The 20,236-nt window shown below is 52.5% G+C and carries 20 protein-coding genes, 1 tRNA gene and 2 pseudogenes; 19 read left to right on the top strand and 4 right to left on the bottom strand.

The features are described 5' to 3' along the window. Positions 1 to 12: 12 nt before the first annotated feature. Positions 13 to 1,470, top strand: coding sequence for a potassium transporter TrkG (locus tag DBY86_RS01010; RefSeq protein ID WP_107818572.1), 1,458 nt, complete (start codon positions 13 to 15; stop codon positions 1,468 to 1,470). A gap of 3 nt (positions 1,471 to 1,473) precedes the next feature. Continuing rightward, on the top strand, positions 1,474 to 2,007 hold the full coding sequence (locus DBY86_RS01005; RefSeq protein WP_107818571.1) for a hypothetical protein: 534 nt from the start codon (positions 1,474 to 1,476) through the stop codon (positions 2,005 to 2,007). Positions 2,008 to 2,212: 205 nt separating this feature from the next. Here DBY86_RS01005 and DBY86_RS00995 read toward each other — a convergent pair. Then, positions 2,213 to 2,289, bottom strand: a tRNA-Pro gene (locus DBY86_RS00995). Positions 2,290 to 2,676: 387 nt separating this feature from the next. Here DBY86_RS00995 and nudB point away from each other — a divergent pair. The 17 genes from nudB (at position 2,677) to copM (ending at position 18,268) form a co-directional block, all read left to right on the top strand. Further along, positions 2,677 to 3,129: a dihydroneopterin triphosphate diphosphatase gene (gene nudB, locus DBY86_RS00990; protein ID WP_107818570.1), complete on the top strand. Its 453-nt coding sequence runs from the start codon at positions 2,677 to 2,679 to the stop codon at positions 3,127 to 3,129. A 115-nt stretch (positions 3,130 to 3,244) separates the two neighbouring features. Further along, positions 3,245 to 3,778 (top strand): inorganic diphosphatase, encoded by a 534-nt coding sequence (locus DBY86_RS00985; protein WP_002222820.1) that lies wholly within the window; start codon positions 3,245 to 3,247, stop codon positions 3,776 to 3,778. Between the two features lie 113 nt (positions 3,779 to 3,891). Then, the gene (locus DBY86_RS00980) at positions 3,892 to 4,125 is read left to right on the top strand and encodes an NGO_0222 family membrane protein (RefSeq protein WP_003675658.1); all 234 of its coding nucleotides are present in this window, start codon (positions 3,892 to 3,894) and stop codon (positions 4,123 to 4,125) included. Continuing rightward, positions 4,118 to 4,717 (top strand): RdgB/HAM1 family non-canonical purine NTP pyrophosphatase, encoded by a 600-nt coding sequence (rdgB, locus tag DBY86_RS00975; protein WP_107818569.1) that lies wholly within the window; start codon positions 4,118 to 4,120, stop codon positions 4,715 to 4,717. Before DBY86_RS00980 ends, rdgB begins: the two co-directional genes overlap by 8 nt. 27 nt (positions 4,718 to 4,744) lie before the next feature. Beyond that, complete coding sequence (gene galU / locus DBY86_RS00970) at positions 4,745 to 5,614, top strand: UTP--glucose-1-phosphate uridylyltransferase GalU (protein WP_107818568.1); 870 nt, start codon at positions 4,745 to 4,747, stop codon at positions 5,612 to 5,614. Between the two features lie 18 nt (positions 5,615 to 5,632). Next, the gene (gene argH, locus DBY86_RS00965; protein ID WP_107818567.1) at positions 5,633 to 7,009 is read left to right on the top strand and encodes an argininosuccinate lyase; all 1,377 of its coding nucleotides are present in this window, start codon (positions 5,633 to 5,635) and stop codon (positions 7,007 to 7,009) included. A 57-nt stretch (positions 7,010 to 7,066) separates the two neighbouring features. Continuing rightward, complete coding sequence (locus DBY86_RS00960; RefSeq protein WP_107818566.1) at positions 7,067 to 7,537, top strand: DMP19 family protein; 471 nt, start codon at positions 7,067 to 7,069, stop codon at positions 7,535 to 7,537. Positions 7,538 to 7,788: 251 nt separating this feature from the next. Further along, positions 7,789 to 8,784, top strand: coding sequence for an iron ABC transporter substrate-binding protein (locus DBY86_RS00950; RefSeq protein ID WP_107818565.1), 996 nt, complete (start codon positions 7,789 to 7,791; stop codon positions 8,782 to 8,784). A 64-nt stretch (positions 8,785 to 8,848) separates the two neighbouring features. Further along, entirely contained in the window at positions 8,849 to 10,366 is a 1,518-nt protein-coding gene (locus tag DBY86_RS00945) for an ABC transporter permease (RefSeq protein ID WP_107818564.1), read from the top strand. A 21-nt stretch (positions 10,367 to 10,387) separates the two neighbouring features. Next, positions 10,388 to 11,452 (top strand): ABC transporter ATP-binding protein, encoded by a 1,065-nt coding sequence (locus DBY86_RS00940; protein WP_107818563.1) that lies wholly within the window; start codon positions 10,388 to 10,390, stop codon positions 11,450 to 11,452. Positions 11,453 to 11,693: 241 nt separating this feature from the next. Further along, positions 11,694 to 13,196 (top strand): phosphate acetyltransferase, encoded by a 1,503-nt coding sequence (pta, locus tag DBY86_RS00935; RefSeq protein WP_107818562.1) that lies wholly within the window; start codon positions 11,694 to 11,696, stop codon positions 13,194 to 13,196. A gap of 130 nt (positions 13,197 to 13,326) precedes the next feature. Next, the gene (hisH, locus tag DBY86_RS00930; protein ID WP_107818561.1) at positions 13,327 to 13,965 is read left to right on the top strand and encodes an imidazole glycerol phosphate synthase subunit HisH; all 639 of its coding nucleotides are present in this window, start codon (positions 13,327 to 13,329) and stop codon (positions 13,963 to 13,965) included. Between the two features lie 32 nt (positions 13,966 to 13,997). Next, positions 13,998 to 14,735 carry a 1-(5-phosphoribosyl)-5-[(5-phosphoribosylamino)methylideneamino]imidazole-4-carboxamide isomerase gene (gene hisA, locus DBY86_RS00925; protein WP_107818560.1) on the top strand — a complete coding sequence of 246 codons (738 nt, stop codon included), beginning with the start codon at positions 13,998 to 14,000 and terminating at the stop codon, positions 14,733 to 14,735. Positions 14,736 to 14,747: 12 nt separating this feature from the next. Continuing rightward, positions 14,748 to 15,515 (top strand): imidazole glycerol phosphate synthase subunit HisF, encoded by a 768-nt coding sequence (hisF, locus tag DBY86_RS00920; protein ID WP_002222827.1) that lies wholly within the window; start codon positions 14,748 to 14,750, stop codon positions 15,513 to 15,515. Positions 15,516 to 15,545: 30 nt separating this feature from the next. Beyond that, on the top strand, positions 15,546 to 15,941 hold the full coding sequence (gene hisI / locus DBY86_RS00915) for a phosphoribosyl-AMP cyclohydrolase (RefSeq protein ID WP_107818559.1): 396 nt from the start codon (positions 15,546 to 15,548) through the stop codon (positions 15,939 to 15,941). 106 nt (positions 15,942 to 16,047) lie between these two features. Beyond that, positions 16,048 to 17,643 (top strand): peptide chain release factor 3, encoded by a 1,596-nt coding sequence (locus tag DBY86_RS00910; RefSeq protein ID WP_107818558.1) that lies wholly within the window; start codon positions 16,048 to 16,050, stop codon positions 17,641 to 17,643. 241 nt (positions 17,644 to 17,884) lie between these two features. Then, positions 17,885 to 18,268, top strand: a complete 384-nt coding sequence (gene copM, locus DBY86_RS00905; RefSeq protein WP_107818557.1) for a CopM family metallochaperone — start codon at positions 17,885 to 17,887, stop codon at positions 18,266 to 18,268. A 24-nt stretch (positions 18,269 to 18,292) separates the two neighbouring features. Here copM and DBY86_RS00900 read toward each other — a convergent pair. The 3 genes and pseudogenes from DBY86_RS00900 to DBY86_RS00890 all read right to left on the bottom strand — a co-directional run. Further along, positions 18,293 to 18,484: pseudogene (locus DBY86_RS00900) on the bottom strand (IS3 family transposase); the annotation flags it as partial. A 57-nt stretch (positions 18,485 to 18,541) separates the two neighbouring features. Continuing rightward, the gene (locus DBY86_RS00895; protein WP_107818846.1) at positions 18,542 to 19,081 is read right to left on the bottom strand and encodes a gamma carbonic anhydrase family protein; all 540 of its coding nucleotides are present in this window, start codon (positions 19,079 to 19,081) and stop codon (positions 18,542 to 18,544) included. Positions 19,082 to 19,121: 40 nt separating this feature from the next. After that, a pseudogene (locus DBY86_RS00890) lies at positions 19,122 to 20,224 on the bottom strand (glycosyltransferase). Between the last annotated feature and the right edge of the window lie 12 nt (positions 20,225 to 20,236).

Here is a 20,236-nt window from a genome sequence, read left to right as displayed (position 1 = left end):
GACCGCCCCACTATGCACAAAATCCTGCCCATCGCCCACGTCCTCTCCCGACTGGGTATGCTGTTTTCCTTTATCCTGCTAATACCCGCCGCCCTCTCCTACGCCTTTTCGGACGGCGCGTACACCGCCTTCGCCACCACCGCGACCGTTACCCTTTCCGGCTCGTGCATCGTCCGGCTCGCCACCCTCCGGTTCAGGCGCGAACTGCGCCCGCGCGACGGCTTTACCCTCGTCCTGATGTTGTGGCTGGCGTTTGCCGCTATGGCTGCGATGCCGATGTACCTGTATTTCCCGAATATGGGCTTTACCGACGCATTTTTTGAATCGATGTCGGGACTGACCACCACCGGCGCGACCGTCATCCCCCACGTCGACGGGCTCGCCCCCTCCGTCAACTTTTGGCGGCATATGCTCAACTGGCTGGGCGGGATGGGCATCATCGTCCTTGCCGTCGCCATCCTGCCTATGCTCGGCGTAGGCGGCACGCAGTTATTCAAAGCCGAAATCCCCGGCATTGACAAAGAAAGCAAAATGTCGCCGCGCATTTCCCAAGTGGCGAAAAAACTCTGGTTCGGCTACACCCTGATCACCATCCTCGCGGCAGCCTGCCTGCATTTTGCCGGAATGGGCTGGTTCGATGCCGTCTGTCACGCAATGGCGACCCTCTCGCTGGGCGGGTTTTCCACCCACGATGCCAGCATAGCTTATTACAACTCCCCCCTCATCGAAGCAGTCATCATCGTTTTCACCATTTTCGGCGGCATCAATTTTGCCAGCCATTTCGCCGCCCTCAACAGCCGCAGCCTCAAAACCTATTGGAAAGACGAAGAATGCCGGACGATGCTGCTGCTGCTCTCCGGCAGCATCCTTGCCGCCGCCCTGTACCTGTGGCACACCGGCCATTACGCCGGCTTCATCGAATCCCTGCGCTACACCGCCTTCAACTTCGTCTCCATCGGATTGGCAAACGGGCTGGCCAACACCGACTTCGCACAATGGCCGCTCCTGATTTCCCTATGGATGTTTTTCCTCGCCAACATCCTCGCTAACTCCGGCTCGACCGGCGGCGGCATCAAAACCATACGCGCCCTCGTCCTGTTCAAATTCAGCCTGCGCGAAATGATGGTGCTGCTGCACCCCAAAGCCGTCCGCACCGTCAAAATCAGCGGCAAGGCCATACCCGACCGCCTCGCGCTGACCGTTATGTCCTTCATCTTCATCTACTTTATGACCGTCGTCCTCTTCAGCTTCCTGCTGATGGCGAGCGGTATGGAATTTACCACCGCCTTTACCGCCGTCATCGCCTGCATTACCAATTCCGGCCCCGGACTGGGCGAAGTCGGGCCCGCCGGCAATTACGCCGGTTTGGACGTGATGCAAAAATGGATCTGCGTTGCCGCCATGCTCTTGGGCAGGCTGGAAATCTTCACCGTCTTCATCCTCTTCACCCCCGCCTACTGGAAGAAATAAAAAATGCCGTCTGAAAACTTTTCAGACGGCATTTCAAGAAAGTTTGTACATGTGGAAATAGGTGGTATGTTGAAATGGGATATTGGGCGGCACGGGCGGATTGGAACGGAAGAAGTAAGAGATATGAAAAAATTAGATGACAAAGAACAAGCAATGTATATTGCGAAAAAATTTCAAAAAAGAATGTTAATTCCTAAGATTTTTTTTATTTCCGTAGCCTGTATATCTGGTGCGGCAACCCTCCAAGAAATTGTTACAAACAATGATTTCTTAAAGAAAGATATTTTTTTTATTATATTTACTATATATTGGGTTGTTGGATTACTTTTTTGTATTATTTATATTCCGATTGCCAGCATATGTCCATATTGCCATTCTTTTCAAAAATTTAATGGCAAATCATTTGAGATTGATGCTAATAATTTAACTTATTCAAGAGGAATTTCTCCATTTAATAAAGATTATTGCACCGAGTGTAAAGCACCACTATCACCTAATGCCGTGGAGTATATGTATTCCAAAATAGCTGATGAGTAAGTATAACAGGCGTAGCCTGTGCAATCAGCAAACCATAGCCCATATGAAATCTAAATTCAACAAGTAGCATATGTGCGGAACACACGCATGTGGTTCTCAAAGTTTGAGCTAAGAGGTTGTCTTAAACAATAAATACGGTTTCAAACGACCTTTCTTTATACAGACAAAAAAGCAGCCGTTTCAAAAACGGCTGCCTTATATTTTTTGGTCGGAGTGAAAGGATTCGAACCTTCGACCCCTTGCACCCCATGCAAGTGCGCTACCAGACTGCGCCACACTCCGACTCGATAAGTTTCGAATTATAATTTTAGCCGGGCCCTTTGGCAAGCCTTAAGATGATACCGTTCCCTATCTTTTTGACACAGAGGGATATTTATCGGAATCAGAACAAATGTTCAGACGGCATTTATGGCAGGTATCGCAGGCTGCTATAATAGCTTCCTCATTCTTATCAAAACGAAACAGACGGATATTTCTCATAACCCGTCCCAACGTCAGGCATTTGACGATTCGCCCGAAACCATAAAGATACGGAAAATACAACTGTGTAAACATATTGGGAAACCTGCACCGATAAAGGTACCGACCGGTTCCAGCAACGGTATAACCCAATCTTCGACGGAAACAACAACAAGCCCGAATCCCCAATCAAACCGCCAAAGGACATTGATGGCAAAACCGCTCAAATATCCCGTCTCCGCACTGGTCGTACTCCATGACGGGGACGGCAGTATCCTCCTCATCGAACGCACGCATCCGAAAGGATTTTGGCAGTCTGTAACCGGCAGCCTCGAACCCGGGGAAACCGTTGCCCAAACGGCAAGGCGCGAAGTTTGGGAAGAAACCGGCATACTGCTGGCGGAAGGACAGCTTCAAGACTGGCACGACAGCACGGTTTACGAAATCTACCACCACTGGCGGCACCGCTATCCAAAAGGCGTGTTTGAAAACCGCGAACACCTCTTCTCTGCCGAAATCCCGCACGATACGCCCATCGTCCTGCAACCCGAAGAACATATCTCCTACGGTTGGTTCGATATGGAAGAAGCGGCGGAAAAAGTGTTTTCCCCGTCCAATAGGCGCGCGATTTTGGAATTAGGCAGACGCTTGGGCAGGCTTTGAAAAATGCCGTCTGAAAATATCCGGAACCCTTTTCAGACGGCATGACGGCGTTTCCATCAAACTTTTTGTTTGCTATACTCCTGCCGTTCAAATCCTCAGAAACAAAGGAAACCAAATGGCAGACTTCAACCAAATCCTGACCCCGGGCGACGTGGACGGCGGCATCATCAACGTCGTCAACGAAATCCCCGCCGGCAGCAACCACAAAATCGAGTGGAACCGCAAACTGGCCGCATTCCAACTCGACCGTGTCGAACCCGCCATCTTCGCCAAACCGACCAACTACGGCTTCATTCCGCAAACTTTGGACGAAGACGGCGACGAATTGGACGTGCTGCTCGTTACCGAACAACCTCTGGCAACCGGCGTATTCTTGGAAGCGCGCGTTATCGGCGTGATGAAATTCGTCGATGACGGCGAAGTGGACGACAAAATCGTCTGCGTCCCCGCCGACGACCGCAACAACGGCAACGCCTACAAAACTTTGTCCGATTTGCCGCAACAGCTCATCAAACAAATCGAATTCCACTTCAACCACTACAAAGACCTGAAAAAAGCAGGTACAACCAAAGTCGAATCCTGGGGCGATGTGGAAGAAGCGAAAAAAGTCATCAAGGAATCCATCGAACGTTGGAACAAACAGGCATAACATCCGCCTTCCCATGCCGTCTGAAGGCCCCTTCAGACGGCATTTTTCCAGCCTCTAGGGAATGCCGTCCTAATCGGCTATAATCCGAACATCCCTTTTCACGGGCAAACACCATGAGCCGCCAAAGAATTTATTTATTGTTCATCGCCTTGTTCACACTGGCATTCATGCTGCTCGTCCTGTTGGGCGGCTATCTGCTGACCGTCGGCAGCAAAGCCTTCGCCGTCGCTTCCTTCCTTTTTGCATTCGGCGCGCTGTTCGGACAAATCGGCAGCCTCGCCCTCTACCTGCGGCACAAATCCCTACACGCCGCCCCATCCTCACCACAAAGGAACCGCCATGGCTGAAAAACTGGAAAAAATCGTTTTAGCAAGCGGCAATGCAGGCAAACTCAAAGAATTCGGCAACTTATTCAAACCTTACGGCATTACCGTATTGCCGCAATCCGCATTCGGCATACCCGAATGCCCCGAACCCTATCCTACCTTTGTCGAAAACGCGCTGGCAAAAGCCCGGCACGCCGCCGGACACAGCGGGCTGCCCGCGCTTGCCGACGACAGCGGCATCTGTGCCGCCGCCTTAAACGGCGCGCCGGGCATCCATTCCGCACGTTACGCGGGCAGCAATCCCAAATCCGATACCGCCAACAACCTGAAACTTGCCGCCGACCTTGCCGGCAAAGCCGACAAAAGCTGCTGCTACGTCTGCGTATTGGTTTTTGTCCGCCATAAAGACGACCCGCGTCCGATTATTGCCGAAGGCGTATGGCACGGACAGTGGCACGATGCCCCGCTCGGGCAAAACGGTTTCGGTTACGACCCGTATTTTTATCTGCCCGAACACGGCAAAACCGCCGCCGAATTGGATGCGGAGGTCAAAAACCGCGAAAGCCACCGCGCGCAGGCACTCGCCGATTTAATTCGCAAACTCGCCCTTTAAACATCAAAACAATACAAAGGAAAAAGAATGAAACCGATAAAAAAAGCCGTCTTCCCCGTCGCAGGGATGGGAACCCGCTTCCTGCCCGCCACCAAGGCCAGCCCGAAAGAAATGCTGCCCATCGTCGACAAGCCGCTGATCCAATACGCCGTGGAAGAAGCCGTGGAAGCCGGCTGCACGGAAATGGTGTTTGTTACCGGACGCAACAAGCGCAGCATCGAAGACCATTTCGACAAAGCATACGAACTCGAAACCGAGTTGGAAATGCGCCATAAAGACAAATTGTTGGAACACGTCCGCAACATCCTGCCGCCGAACATTACCTGCCTCTACATCCGCCAGGCGGAAGCACTGGGCTTGGGACACGCCGTCTTGTGCGCCCGCGCCGCCATCGGCGACGAACCCTTTGCCGTCATTCTTGCCGACGACTTAATCGATGCGCCCAAAGGCGCGCTCAAACAAATGGTCGAAGTGTACGGGCGCAGCGGCAACAGCATTTTGGGCGTAGAAACCGTCGAACCGTCGCAAACCGGCTCATACGGCATCGTCGAAACCGAACAGCTCAAACAGTTCCAACGCATTACCGGCATTGTCGAAAAACCCAAGCCCGAAGACGCGCCCTCCAACCTTGCCGTCGTCGGCCGCTACATCCTCACGCCGCGCATTTTCGACTTACTGACCGGCCTGCCGCGCGGCGCGGGCAACGAAATCCAGCTTACAGACGGCATCGCCAAGCTGCTCGATCACGAATTTGTCCTGGCGCACCCCTTTGAAGGCACGCGCTACGACTGCGGCAGCAAACTGGGCTACCTCGAAGCCACCGTCGCCTACGGCCTAAAACACCCCGAAACCGGCGAACCCTTCCGCCGCCTTTTGGAAAAATACCGTACCGAATAACCACATCAAGGAATCCTTATGCACGACAAAACCTGGTCCGGACGTTTCAACGAACCCGTTTCCGAACTCGTCAAACAATACACCGCCTCCATCGGTTTCGACCAACGCCTTGCCGAATGGGACATCCAAGGCTCGCTCGCCCACGCGCAAATGCTGAAAGAAACCGGCGTGTTGGACGAAGGCGATTTGGCGGACATCCGCCGAGGTATGGCGGAAATCCTTGAAGAAATCCGCAGCGGCAAAATCGAATGGTCGTCCGATTTGGAAGATGTCCACATGAACATCGAACGCCGCCTGACCGACAAAATCGGCGACGCGGGCAAACGCCTGCACACCGGCCGCAGCCGCAACGACCAAGTCGCCACCGACATCCGCCTGTGGCTGCGCGACCAGATTACCGTTATCCAAAACCTGATTCAAAACCTTCAGACGGCATTACTGGATTTAGCGGAACAAAACGCCGAAACCGTTATGCCCGGTTTTACCCATCTGCAAGTCGCCCAGCCTGTCAGCTTCGGGCACCATATGCTCGCCTACGTCGAAATGCTCGGCCGCGATAACGAACGGATGGCGGACTGCCGCCGCCGCGTCAACCGTATGCCGCTCGGCGCAGCCGCCCTTGCCGGTACGACCTATCCGATTCGGCGCGAAATTACCGCCGAACTGCTCGGCTTTGAACAAATCTGCCAAAACTCGCTCGATGCCGTATCCGACCGCGATTTTGCCGTCGAGTTCACCGCCGCCGCCTCGCTGGTTATGGTTCACCTGAGCCGCCTGTCTGAAGAATTGATTTTGTGGATGAGCCCGCGTTTCGGCTTTATCGATATTGCCGACCGCTTCTGTACGGGTTCGTCCATTATGCCGCAGAAGAAAAATCCCGACGTACCCGAACTCGTGCGCGGCAAATCCGGCCGAGTCATCGGACACCTTATCGGTCTGATTACCCTGATGAAATCGCAGCCCTTGGCGTACAACAAAGACAATCAGGAAGACAAAGAACCGCTGTTTGACACCGCCGACACGCTTATCGACACGTTGCGGATTTACGCCGATATGATGCGCGGCGTAACCGTCAAACCCAGCAATATGCGCGCCGCCATGATGCAGGGTTTTGCCACCGCCACCGACTTGGCGGATTATCTGGTCAAAAAAGGTATGCCCTTCCGCGATGCCCACGAAGTCGTCGCCCAAGCCGTGCGACACGCCGATGAAGCCGGTGTTGATTTGAGCGAACTGCCGCTTGAAGTCCTGCAAGGTTTCAGCGATTTGATTGCTGAAGATGTTTACAGCGTGCTGACACCCGAAGGCAGCCTCAACGCCCGCAACCACTTGGGCGGCACCGCGCCTGAACAAGTCCGTTTCCAAGTCAAACGCTGGCGTGAAGTGTTGGCTTAACTCCCCGATGCCGTCTGAAGAAATGTTCAGACGGCATTTTTAAAAGGCAAAAACACTATGACCGATACGGATACCCAAACCGACCGCTTCGAACAGATGATGTGGCAGGCGGTGGACAAACTTTTTGAACAGCATGACGGCAAACTCGAAAGCATGGACGGACGGGAACAGGAGCTGGTTTTAATTTGGCGGGCAGAAGCCGACATCGGCAACGGCGGCATACTGCAATTTGTCTGCAACTGGGGTTTTCCCGCTGCCGAAAAGACTTGTTCCGTTCTGAAAAAAATCGGCGCGGTACACAGCGCAATACTGATCCATCGGGCGGCAGACGCATTGGACAAAGAAATCCGCCACCTCCAATCGGAAGGTAAAAACCTGAAAGAAATGTGGGATATAACAAAACATCTCGACAACAAAACCGCCTCACTGCTGAACAGCTTGGATGAACAATATTGGCAAGACCCCGACAAACTGTATCTGCTGGGATGGCAATACTATTCCGGCAACCCTGTTCAGACGGCGTTTTAAAGGGAGAGGTTCTCAAGCATTCCGACAAGTCAAAATACCGCCTTTACCCACATTCCGACACGCATTACCCGCCGCTTCCGCCTTACGGGCGCGATGCACGGAAAAAAATACAAGTCAGAACAAACAATAACCGGATTGGACAACAACAAATTTAAAAAAATAATTATTTGCATTTATAAAAAAGAAGGAATACACTACATCCGTTATGTCTTAACAAGATATACACCCTCATTCATTAGGAGAAAATCGATATGAAAACATCTATCCGATACGCACTGCTTGCCGCAGCCCTGACCGCCGCCGCCCCCGCGCTGGCAGACATTACCGTGTACAACGGCCAACACAAAGAAGCCACGCAGGCACTTGCCGATGCCTTTACCCAAGCCACCGGCATCAAAGTAAAAATCAACAGCGGCAAAAGCGACCAGCTTGCCGGCCAAATCAAAGAAGAAGGCAGCCGAAGCCCCGCCGACGTATTCTATTCCGAACAAATCCCCCCGCTGGTTACGCTTTCCGCAGCCAACCTCTTAGAAACCCTCCCCGCGAAAACGATTAACGACACACGCCGCAAAGGCGTGCCGGTTGCCGCCAAAAAAGACTGGGTGGCATTGAGCGGCCGTTCGCGCGTCGTCGTTTACGACACCCGCAAACTGTCTGAAAAAGATTTGGAAAAATCCGTCCTGAATTACGCCACGCCGAAATGGAAAGACCGCATCGGTTATGTGCCGACTTCAGGCGCATTCTTGGAACAGGTTGTCGCCATCGTCAAACTGAAAGGCGAAGCAGCCGCCCTGAAATGGCTCAAAGGCTTAAAAGAAAACGGCAAACTGTATGCTAAAAACACTGTCGCGCTCCAAGCCGTCGAAAACGGCGAAGTGCCGGCCGCCCTCATCAACAACTACTACTGGTATGCGTTTGCCAAAGAAAAAGGCGTGCACAACATCCATTCCCGCCTGAACTTCGTCCGCCACAAAGACCCCGGCGCACTCGTTACCTATTCCGGCGCGGCTGTGCTGAAATCTTCCCCGAACAAAGCCGAAGCACAAAAATTCGTCGCCTTCCTCGCAGGCAAACAAGGACAGCAGGTCTTGACTTCCGTCCGCGCAGAATATCCGCTGCACGCCGGCGTGTCTTCCCCGTTCAATATGGAACCTTATGCCAAATTGGAAGCACCTGAAGTATCTGCAACCACCATTGCCGACAAAGAAAATGCCACCCGCCTCCTCGAACAGGCAGGTCTGAAATAAACTCTTTCCGTTCAAACGGTCGGACAACCCTGCTGTCCGACCGTTTTCTATCCGAATCCGATTTATGTCCCGCAACAAAATACCCTCATGGCTGACCGCCCTCATCCTGCTTATCGCCTTGCCACTGACCCTTCCTTTCCTTTATGTCGCCATGCGTTCGTGGCAGGTCGGTGCAACACGCGCCTACGAACTGCTGTTCCGCCCACGCATGTTTGATTTGCTGGGAAACACCCTGATGCTGATGTTCGGCGTTACCCTGATTTCTATCGTTTTGGGCATTACCTGCGCCGTCCTGTTCCAACGTTACCGCTTTTTCGGCAAAACCTTTTTTCAGACGGCAATTACTCTGCCCTTATGCATACCTGCATTTGTCAGCTGCTTTACATGGATCAGCCTGACTTTCCGCGTGGAGGGATTTTGGGGAACCGTTATGATTATGAGCCTATCGTCTTTTCCCCTCGCCTACCTACCGGTCGAGGCAGCTCTCAAACGCATCAGCCTGTCGTTTGAAGAAGTCAGCCTTTCCTTGGGTAAAAGCCGCCTGCAAACTTTCTTTTCCGCCATACTTCCCCAACTCAAACCTGCCATCGGCAGCAGCATCCTGCTGATTGCGCTGCACATGCTGATTGAATTCGGTGCAGTATCGATACTCAACTATCCGACCTTTACCACCGCCATTTTCCAAGAATACGAAATGTCGTTCGACAATAACACCGCCGCGCTGCTGTCCGCCGTTTTAATGGCAGTGTGCGGCATCGTCGTATTTGGAGAAAGCATTTTCCGTGGAAAAACCAAGCTCTATCACAGCGGCAAAGGCGTTGCCCGCCCCTACCCGGTCAAAACGATGAAGCTGCCCGCGCAAATCTGCACAGTATTTTTTCTTGGCTCGCTGCTGGTTTTAAGCATCGTCATCCCATTCGGCATCCTTATCCGCTGGATGATGGTCGGCTCGTCCGGCACATTTGAACTCGTATCCGTATTCGATGCATTTGCCCGATCGATGGGCGTATCCGCCGCCGGCGCATTATTGACCATTTTGTGCGCATTGCCCTTGGTTTGGGCATCCGTCCGCTACCGCAATCTGCTGACCGTATGGATAGACAGGCTGCCCTTCCTGCTGCACGCCGTACCCGGCCTGGTGATCGCCTTGTCGCTGATTTATTTCAGCATCAACTATGCACCATCCGTTTACCAAACCTTTATCGTCGTCGTCCTTGCCTATTTCATGCTTTACCTGCCGATGGCGCAAACCACCCTGAGGACTTCCTTGGAACAATTCCCCAAAGGCATGGAACAGGTCGGCGCAACATTGGGGCGCGGACACTTCTTTATTTTCAGGACGTTGGTGCTGCCGTCCATCCTGCCCGGCATTACCGCCGCATTCGCACTCGTCTTCCTCAACCTGATGAAAGAACTGACCGCCACCCTGCTGCTGACCGCAGATGATGTCCACACGCTCTCCACCGCCGTTTGGGAATACACGTCAGACGCACAATATGCCGCCGCCACCCCGTATGCCCTTATGCTGGTACTGTTTTCAGGCCTGCCCGTATTCATACTGAAAAAATACGCCTTCAAATAACACTGCTGCGAAAGACCGACTATGACCGCGCCCGCACTCCAAATCCGCCAACTGACCAAAAACTTTCAGAACCATGCCGTTCTACAAAATATCTCGCTCACACTCGGCAAAGGGGAAATCCTCTTCGTCATCGGTGCATCAGGTTGCGGCAAAACCACGCTGCTGCGCTGCCTTGCCGGTTTTGAACAGCCCGATTCCGGAGAAATCTCGCTTTACGGAAGAACAATCTATTCAGAAAATACCAACCTTCCCGTCCGCGAACGCCGTTTGGGTTACGTCGTACAAGAAGGCGTACTGTTCCCCCACCTGACCGTTTACCGCAACATCGCCTACGGACTGGGCAACGGCAAAGGCAAGACGGCGCAGGAGCGGCAACGCATCGAAGCCATGATGACCCTGACCGGCATTTCCGAACTCTCAAACCGTCATCCGCACGAACTTTCGGGCGGACAGCAACAGCGCGTCGCCCTCGCCCGCGCCCTCGCCCCCGATCCCGAACTGATTTTGTTGGACGAACCCTTCAGCGCACTGGACGAACAGTTGCGCCGCCAGATTCGCGAAGACATGATTGCTGCCCTGCGCACCAACGGCAAATCTGCCGTTTTCGTCAGCCACGACCGGGAAGAAGCCCTGCAATACGCCGACCGGATTGCCGTCATGAAACAGGGGCGCATCCTCCAGATTGCAGCCCCTCACGAACTGTACCGACACCCTGCCGACCTTGAAACAGCCCTGTTTATCGGCGAAGGCATCTCCCTACCCGCCACACTCAACGCCGACGGTACGGCAGACTCCGAATTAGGCAGGCTCCCCGTCGGAAACACCTTACCCGCAGGCACACGCGGTACACTGCTCATCCGTCCGGAACAATTCAGCTTCAACTGCCCGAACACCCATGCTGCCGAATTATCCGCCACCATCCTCAACGCCATACCCAAAGCGCGCCACACCCAAATCCGCCTGAAAATCGGGCAAACCGTCCTGACGCTGGACACCCCCTATGCTCCCGATTGTTCAGACGGCACACAGACACGCATCTACTTAAATTCAAAAGCCCTGTTTTTCCCGGAACCTCCTGCCCCATAAGGCAGGGGACACGATGCCGTCTGAAAGGCATAACGATGCCTGACGATATTTATCTTGTTGAAAACATAATTTATTTGTTAATATAAAAACACGCGGCAGTGTAAAATCGGCTGCCGCCCAAAAACAGAAAACACCTGTTTGCGCAAACCGGACGGGAAATAGCCTATCCCGACATTTCCCCTCAAATCCCAACACTTCCAACCACATATGCCGCACACCGCAGCATACGAAAGGATATATTATGGCAAAAGTACTCATCGTACCCGTATCTGCCGGACTGAACGCCTCCGCCGCCGCACAAGCCTTTGCAAAAGCACTGGACGCACAAGTTTTCCAAGCCGTTGACGCAACCGCCGAAACCCTGCTCGCGCAAGGCAAAAGCGACGACTGGTTCGACGCACTGGTCGGCAAAGTTGCCGCACTCGATGCCGCCAACCTCGTCATCGAAGGCATCGTGCCCGATGCCGACAAAATCTACCTCGCAGGCAAAAACGTCGAACTGGCATTGTCCCTTGACGCGGCAGCCGTCTTCGCCGTCCGTTCCGACAATGCCGATGCCGACGAACTGGCACACCAATTAAACCTTGCCAAACAGTTCTTCGCCGCCGCGCCGGGCGTATTGGAAGGTTTTGTCGTGGACGGTACGGCAGCCTCCGTTGCCGAAGCGGCTGCTGAAAAAACCGGCCTGACCTTCTTCGGTTCGAGCGACGCGCTGAAAGACGTATCCGTATTGGCAAACCGACAAACCAAACGCCTTTCGCCCGCCCAATTCCGCTACAACCTGATTGACTTCGCCCGCCAAGCCGGCAAACGCATCGTCCTGCCGGAAGGTGCCGAGCCGCGCACCGTCCAAGCCGCCGCCATCTGTCACGAAAAAGGCATTGCCCGCTGCGTCCTGCTTGCCAAACGCGAAGAAGTCGAAGCCGTTGCCAAAGAACGCGGTATCACCCTGCCCGACTCTTTGGAAATCGTCGATCCCGCCTCATTGGTCGAACAATACGTCGGGCCGATGTGCGAACTGCGCAAATCCAAAGGTCTGACACCCGAAGACGCGCGCAAGCAACTGCAAGACACCGTGGTACTCGGTACGATGATGATGGCGCAAAACGATGTGGACGGCTTGGTATCCGGCGCGGTTCACACCACCGCCAACACCATCCGCCCCGCCTTGCAACTGATTAAAACCGCACCGGGTGCAAGCCTCGTATCCAGCGTATTCTTTATGCTGCTGCCCAACCAAGTCCTCGTCTTCGGCGACTGCGCGGTCAATCCGAACCCGACCGCGCAACAGCTTGCCGACATCGCCATCCAGTCTGCCGATTCCGCAAAAGCCTTCGGCATCGACCCGAAAGTGGCAATGATTTCCTACTCCACCGTCAACTCCGGCAGCGGCCCCGATGTCGATACCGTCATCGAAGCCACCAAACTTGCCCGGGAAAAACGCCCCGACCTCGCCATCGACGGCCCGCTGCAATATGATGCGGCAACCGTGCCGGGCGTGGGCAAATCGAAAGCTCCGGGCAGCCCGGTGGCAGGACAGGCAACCGTTTTGGTCTTCCCCGACCTGAACACCGGCAACTGCACCTATAAAGCCGTCCAACGCAGTGCCAACGTCTTGAGCGTCGGCCCGCTGCTGCAAGGCCTGCGCAAACCGGTCAACGACCTCTCCCGCGGCGCGCTGGTGGAAGACATCGTGTTCACCATCGCCCTGACTGCCGTTCAGGCAAAACAAATGGAAGGCTGACAAACGGCTTTCCGGGTTTGAACCCTATGCCGTCTGAAGACAGATTCCCGTTTTCAGACGGCATTTTTATCAGCCCGGCACATTTGTTTGTTAAAATCGCAGCCATATTGCAAAAAAAGAGGAGGAAGCCATGCAAACCGCCATTATCGATTACGGTATGGGCAACCTGCATTCCGTATTGAAATCCGTCCGGACGGCGGGGCAGCTTGCCGGAAAAAATACCGAGATCTTTTTAAGCGGCGACCCAGACCGCGTGTCCCGCGCCGACAAAGTCATTTTTCCCGGGCAGGGCGCGATGCCCGACTGTATGGCGGCACTGACGCGCGGCGGCTTGGACGAGGCAGTCAAAGATGCCTTAAAAAACAAACCCTTTTTCGGAATCTGCGTCGGCGCGCAACTTTTATTCGACCACAGCGAAGAAGGAAACACCGACGGCTTGGGCTGGTTCGGCGGCAAAGTCAGACGCTTTGCCCGCGACCTCCGCGACCGGCAGGGATGCCGTCTGAAAGTCCCGCATATGGGCTGGAACACCGTGCGCCAAACCCAAAACCACCCGCTTTTTCAAGGCATCCCCCAAGACACGCGTTTTTACTTCGTCCACAGCTACTATTTCGACCCCGAAAATCCCGAAACCATATTGGGCGAAAGCGACTACCCGTCCCCGTTTGCCTGCATCGTCGGCAAAGACAACGTATTCGCCACGCAATTTCACACCGAAAAAAGCCACGATGCCGGGCTGACGATGTTGAAAAACTTTTTAAACTGGTAAGCCGGACACGGCCTCGCACAAGGAGAAAAATTATGCTGCTGATACCCGCCATCGATTTGAAAGAAGGACGCTGCGTCCGCCTGAAACAAGGGCTGATGGAAAAGGCGACCGTCTTTTCCGATTCGCCCGCCGAAACTGCGCTGCACTGGTTCAAACAAGGCGCGCGCCGCCTGCATCTGGTAGATTTGAACGGCGCGTTTGCCGGCGTTCCGCAAAACCTGCCCGCCATCAAAGACATCCTTGCCGCCGTCGCCAAAGACATCCCCGTACAGCTCGGCGGCGGCATACGCGATTTGAAAACCATCGGACAATATTTGGATTTGGGCCTGAACGATGTGATTATCGGCACGGCGGCAGTCAAAAACCCCGACTTCGTGCGCGAGGCGTGCAAAGCCTTCCCCGGCAGGATTATCGTCGGGCTGGATGCCAAAGACGGTATGGCCGCCATCGACGGCTGGGCAACCGTAACCGGGCATCATGTGATTGATTTGGCAAAACGCTTTGAAGACGACGGTGTCAACAGCATCATCTACACCGACATCGGGCGCGACGGTATGATGAGCGGCGTGAACATCGACGCGACGGTCAAACTCGCCCAAGCCGTCCGCATTCCCGTCATCGCTTCCGGCGGACTGACCGGCTTGGACGACATCCGCGCCCTGTGCGCCGCCGAAAAACGTGGCGTAGCAGGCGCGATTACCGGCCGCGCGATTTACGAGGGCAGCATCGATTTTGCCCAAGCGCAGCAACTGGCAGATTCCCTCGACTAAAGGCATCCGATTATGGCACTGGCAAAACGCATCATCCCCTGTCTCGACGTAAAAGACGGGCGCGTCGTCAAAGGCGTGAACTTCATCGGTTTGCGCGACGCGGGCGACCCCGTCGAAGCCGCCAAACGCTACAACGGCGAAGGCGCGGACGAATTGACCTTCCTCGACATCACCGCCTCATCCGACAACCGCGACACCATCCTGCACATCATCGAAGAAGTTGCCGGACAAGTCTTCATCCCGCTGACCGTCGGCGGCGGCGTACGCACCGTTGCCGACATCCGCCGCCTGCTCAATGCCGGCGCGGATAAAGTCAGCATCAACACCGCCGCCGTTACCCGTCCCGACCTGATTGACGAAGCCGCCGGATTTTTCGGTTCGCAAGCCATCGTCGCCGCCGTCGATGCCAAAGCCGCCAACCCCGAAAACACACGCTGGGAAATCTTTACCCACGGCGGGCGCAATCCGACCGGTTTGGATGCTGTGGAATGGGCGGTCGAAATGCAAAAACGCGGCGCGGGCGAAATCCTGCTCACCGGTATGGACAGGGACGGGACGAAACAGGGTTTCAACCTGCCGCTGACCCGCGCCGTTGCCGAAGCCGTCGACATCCCCGTCATCGCCTCCGGCGGGGTCGGCAATGTCCGGCATCTGATTGAAGGCATAACCGAAGGCAAAGCCGATGCCGTACTTGCCGCCGGCATTTTCCATTTCGGGGAAATCGCCATCCGCGAAGCCAAACGCGCTATGCGCGAAGCCGGCATCGAAGTGCGCCTCTGACCGCTCCGACTATGCCGTCTGAAAGGAAATATGGATAAAAACCTGCTTGAAGCCGTCAAATTTGACGAAAAAGGTTTGGTTTGCGCCATCGCCCAAGATGCCGAAACCAAACGTGTTTTAATGGTGGCGTGGATGAACGCCGAAGCCCTGCAAAAAACCGTCGAAACCGGCTTTGCCCACTATTACAGCCGTTCGCGCCAAAAACAATGGATGAAGGGCGAAGAGTCGGGACACACGCAAAAAGTCCGCGAACTGCGCCTCGACTGCGACGGCGACGCCATTGTAATGCTCATCGCCCAAAACGGCGGCATCGCCTGCCACACCGGGCGCGAAAGCTGCTTTTACAAAGTCTGGAACGGCGGCGCGTGGGAAACCGCCGATGCCGTCCTGAAAGACGAAAAAGAGATTTACGGCAGCACGCACTGACCGCCTCCAACATTGAATTATCAGGCATTTTTTTGTACAATTTTGCCGTCTCAAACACTGTCCGGGCCGTCTGAAAAGCGGCCTGAACCTTTTTGCAAAGAAAACCATGTCCCAAGAAATCCTCGACCAAGTGCGCCGCCGCCGCACGTTTGCCATCATCTCCCACCCCGATGCGGGTAAAACCACACTGACCGAAAAGCTGTTGCTGTTTTCGGGCGCGATTCAGAGCGCGGGTACGGTAAAAGGCAAGAAAACCGGCAAATTCGCCACCTCCGACTGGATGGAAATCGAGAAGCAGCGCGGCATTTCCGTGGCATCAAGCGTGATGCAGTTCGACTACAAAGACCACACCGTCAACCTCTTGGACACGCCGGGACACCAAGACTTCTCCGAAGACACCTACCGCGTTCTGACCGCCGTGGACAGCGCATTAATGGTCATTGACGCGGCAAAAGGCGTGGAAGCGCAAACCATCAAACTCTTGAACGTCTGCCGCCTGCGCGATACGCCGATTGTTACCTTTATGAACAAATACGACCGCGAAGTGCGCGATTCGCTGGAACTTTTGGACGAAGTGGAAAATATCCTGCAAATCCGCTGCGCGCCCGTCACCTGGCCGATCGGCATGGGCAAAAACTTCAAGGGCGTGTACCACATCCTGAACGACGAAATCTATCTCTTCGAAGCCGGCGGCGAGCGCCTGCCGCACGAGTTCGACATCATCAAAGGCATCGACAATCCCGAATTGGAACAACGCTTTCCGCTGGAAATCCAGCAGTTGCGCGACGAAATCGAATTGGTGCAGGCTGCTTCCAATGAATTTAATCTCGACGAATTTCTCGCCGGTGAACTCACGCCCGTGTTCTTCGGCTCGGCGATTAACAACTTCGGTATTCAGGAAATCCTCAATTCATTGATTGAATGGGCACCCGCTCCGAAACCGCGCGACGCGACCGTACGCATGGTCGAACCGGACGAGCCGAAATTTTCCGGATTTATCTTCAAAATCCAAGCCAATATGGACCCGAAACACCGCGACCGCATCGCCTTCTTGCGCGTCTGCTCCGGTAAATTCGAGCGCGGTATGAAGATGAAACACCTTCGCATCAACCGCGAAATCGCCGCCTCCAGCGTGGTAACCTTTATGTCCCATGACCGCGAGCTGGTGGAAGAAGCCTACGCCGGCGACATCATCGGCATCCCGAACCACGGCAACATCCAAATCGGCGACAGCTTCTCCGAAGGCGAACAACTGGCGTTTACAGGCATCCCCTTCTTCGCGCCCGAACTGTTCCGCAGCGTCCGCATCAAAAACCCGTTGAAAATCAAGCAACTGCAAAAAGGTTTGCAACAACTCGGCGAAGAAGGAGCGGTACAGGTGTTCAAACCGATGAGCGGCGCGGATTTGATTTTGGGCGCGGTCGGCGTGTTGCAGTTTGAAGTCGTAACCTCGCGCCTCGCCAACGAATACGGCGTAGAAGCCGTGTTCGACAGCACATCCATCTGGTCGGCGCGCTGGGTATCGTGCGACGACAAGAAAAAACTGGCGGAGTTTGAAAAAGCCAACGCGGGCAATCTCGCCATCGATGCGGGCGGCAACCTCGCCTACCTCGCCCCCAACCGCGTGAATTTGGGGTTGACGCAAGAACGTTGGCCGGACATCGTGTTCCACGAAACGCGCGAACATTCGGTTAAACTGTAAAACACAAAGGCCGTCTGAAACATTCAGACGGCCTTTTTTTCATTCGATATCAACCCAATAAATCCCAAGCAAACTTTCCAATGGTCAGGCACAGCAGCAACATAAATCCGTAACGCAGCTCAAATATTGTCTTATTTTAGCTTTTAGCACCTCACCAAACATTTTCGGAACAAATGTTGACTTTAACCTTAGGTCAAGGTTTATAATTTGTACCTATTCAGCTATTACATAGGCGAAAAACATGAAAAAACTTATGACTTTTATCACACTTAGCGCTGCTGCAGTTTCAATTCATGCCCACGCTAATGAACAACCGCATCAAGCACACATGAATATGCCAATGTCGACAGATTCTGCAATGCAACAAGAATTAATGCAAGGTATGAATCAAATGAATCAAGACATGATGGCAGCTGCGCAATATAAAGATTCTGATGTTGCTTTTGCAGCAGGTATGTTGCCACACCATATTGGCGCAGTAAAAATGGCGGAAGTTGAATTAAAATACGGAAAAGATCCTGAGATGCGTAAGCTTGCTGAGAATATTATTAACGCACAACAAGCGGAAATTGAACAAATGCAAAAATGGCTTAAAGCACACAACAAAAAAAGCTCCGTAAAATGATCTGACCCCAAAAGTTAGACTGATTTAGTTCAAGGACTGAGTTCTGTAATTCACAGAGCTCAGTCCTTTTAGTTTCCCCTGAATGCGCTCATGGTTGTAATAATGAATGTACTCATGAATCGTTTTTTCCAGTTGTTAGAACGTCTCAAATCATTTACCGTAATAACATTCCATTTTTAATCGTCCAAAGAAGCTTTCCATCGCACTATTATCTAATAAGGTTTATGCTGTTAAGGTCCAATAAGTTGATATATAAACTGATATTCCCGATAATCACATTATTCGGAGTCGGTATTGTTGCGACAGCCTTACATAATGCGCGGCGGAATACTTCAAAAAGGCTTTTTCCTCATCGGTCAGCACGCGCACCTGTCTGACCGGCGAACCGACATAAAGATAGCCGCCCGCCAAACGTTTGCGCGGTGGAACGAGGCTGCCCGCGCCGATCATCACTTCGTCCTCAATCACGGCATCGTCCAAAACGGTGCTGCCCATACCGACCAAGACGCGGTTGCCGATACGGCATCCGTGCAACATGGCCTTGTGTCCGACAGTTACATCTTCTCCGATAACAAGCGGCGAGCCCTCGGGTTTGGCAGCGGTTTTGTGGGAAACGTGCAAAACGCTGCCGTCCTGTATATTGCTGCGCGCACCGACGGTAATGCTGTTCACATCGCCGCGCAACACGGCGCACGGCCACACGGAAACGTCTTCGGCAAGCGACACTTCGCCGATGATGATGCACGCTTCGTCTATCATGCAGCTTTCGTGAATTTGGGGCGCGTGTTCCAAAAATTTGCGGATTGCAGTCATTTTTCCTCCTTTGGCAAGGTATATATTGTTAAGGAATTTATTAAACATTCCCTCTCATTGCTTTTAAAATCCGGCCTGTAATATCTACACCGAATAATGTGATTATCGGGAATATCAGTTTATATATCAACTTATTGGACTTTAACAGCACAAACCTTAAATGATACGCCCTTCTTTTTATATCAGAATCGCACGCTATATTTTTACTCGTCATTATAAAAAGCAAAACGAGATATTCGTAGGAAAGAAAAGAATAAAGATAACTTGATATATCCCTATTAAATTCCATTTCCGCATTTTTCTCCAAAATATATAATAATGACTTTATACTTTTTTCCGAAACAGTTCCCGTAATAGAATCTTTTCTTCCCTGCCGATAATAGTAATAACAACCGTCCAAATAAGAAAAAGTTGTTGCCGCATTAAATAACCTCATTGACCATTCGATATCTTCAGAATAAATTCCCTTTTCAAAAAACAGTTTTTCTCTAATAATCAATTCTCTTTTTATAATCTTATTCCACGCCGAACCCGGAAATTTTCTAAATCGGCATAATCCTTTCAAAACTTCGACTTTGGATTGATTGAGTATTTTTTCAGGCTGATAATCTTCGCCAAAATGTGAAACACTTCCCTTATCATATTTAACCGCATTAAGAAAAACCACATCCGGCATACCAATATCATCCTTACCAAGAAAATCTAGCAAAATCTGATAATTAATAAAATCATCCGAATCAATAAATGCTATATATTTTCCGTTTGAATTTTTTATTCCGGTATTTCTCGCCTCCGACAATCCTTGGTTATCCTGATATATATATTTGATATTTGGTGTCCGGTGTTTGTTGTTTGTTGTTTGTTGTTTGTTGTTTGTTGTTTGTTGTTTGTTGTTTGTTGTTTGTTGTTTGTTGTTTGTTGTTTGTTGTTTGTTGTTTGTTGTTTGTTGTTTGTTGTTTGTTGTTTGTTGTTTGATATTTTATCTATATATTTATGACATATATCTTCACTTCCGTCTTTTGACCCGTCATTCACAAGGATAAGTTCGACATTTTCATTACTTAATATGGGTTCTATGGAACTTAAACACGCTTCCAAATAACTTTCGACATTATAAATAGGAACAACGATACTTAAATTCATATCCATCTCATC

Source organism: Neisseria bergeri (assembly GCA_003044455.1).
GTDB classification, from domain to species: domain Bacteria; phylum Pseudomonadota; class Gammaproteobacteria; order Burkholderiales; family Neisseriaceae; genus Neisseria; species Neisseria bergeri.
This window is presented reverse-complemented; position numbering and strand designations above follow the sequence as displayed.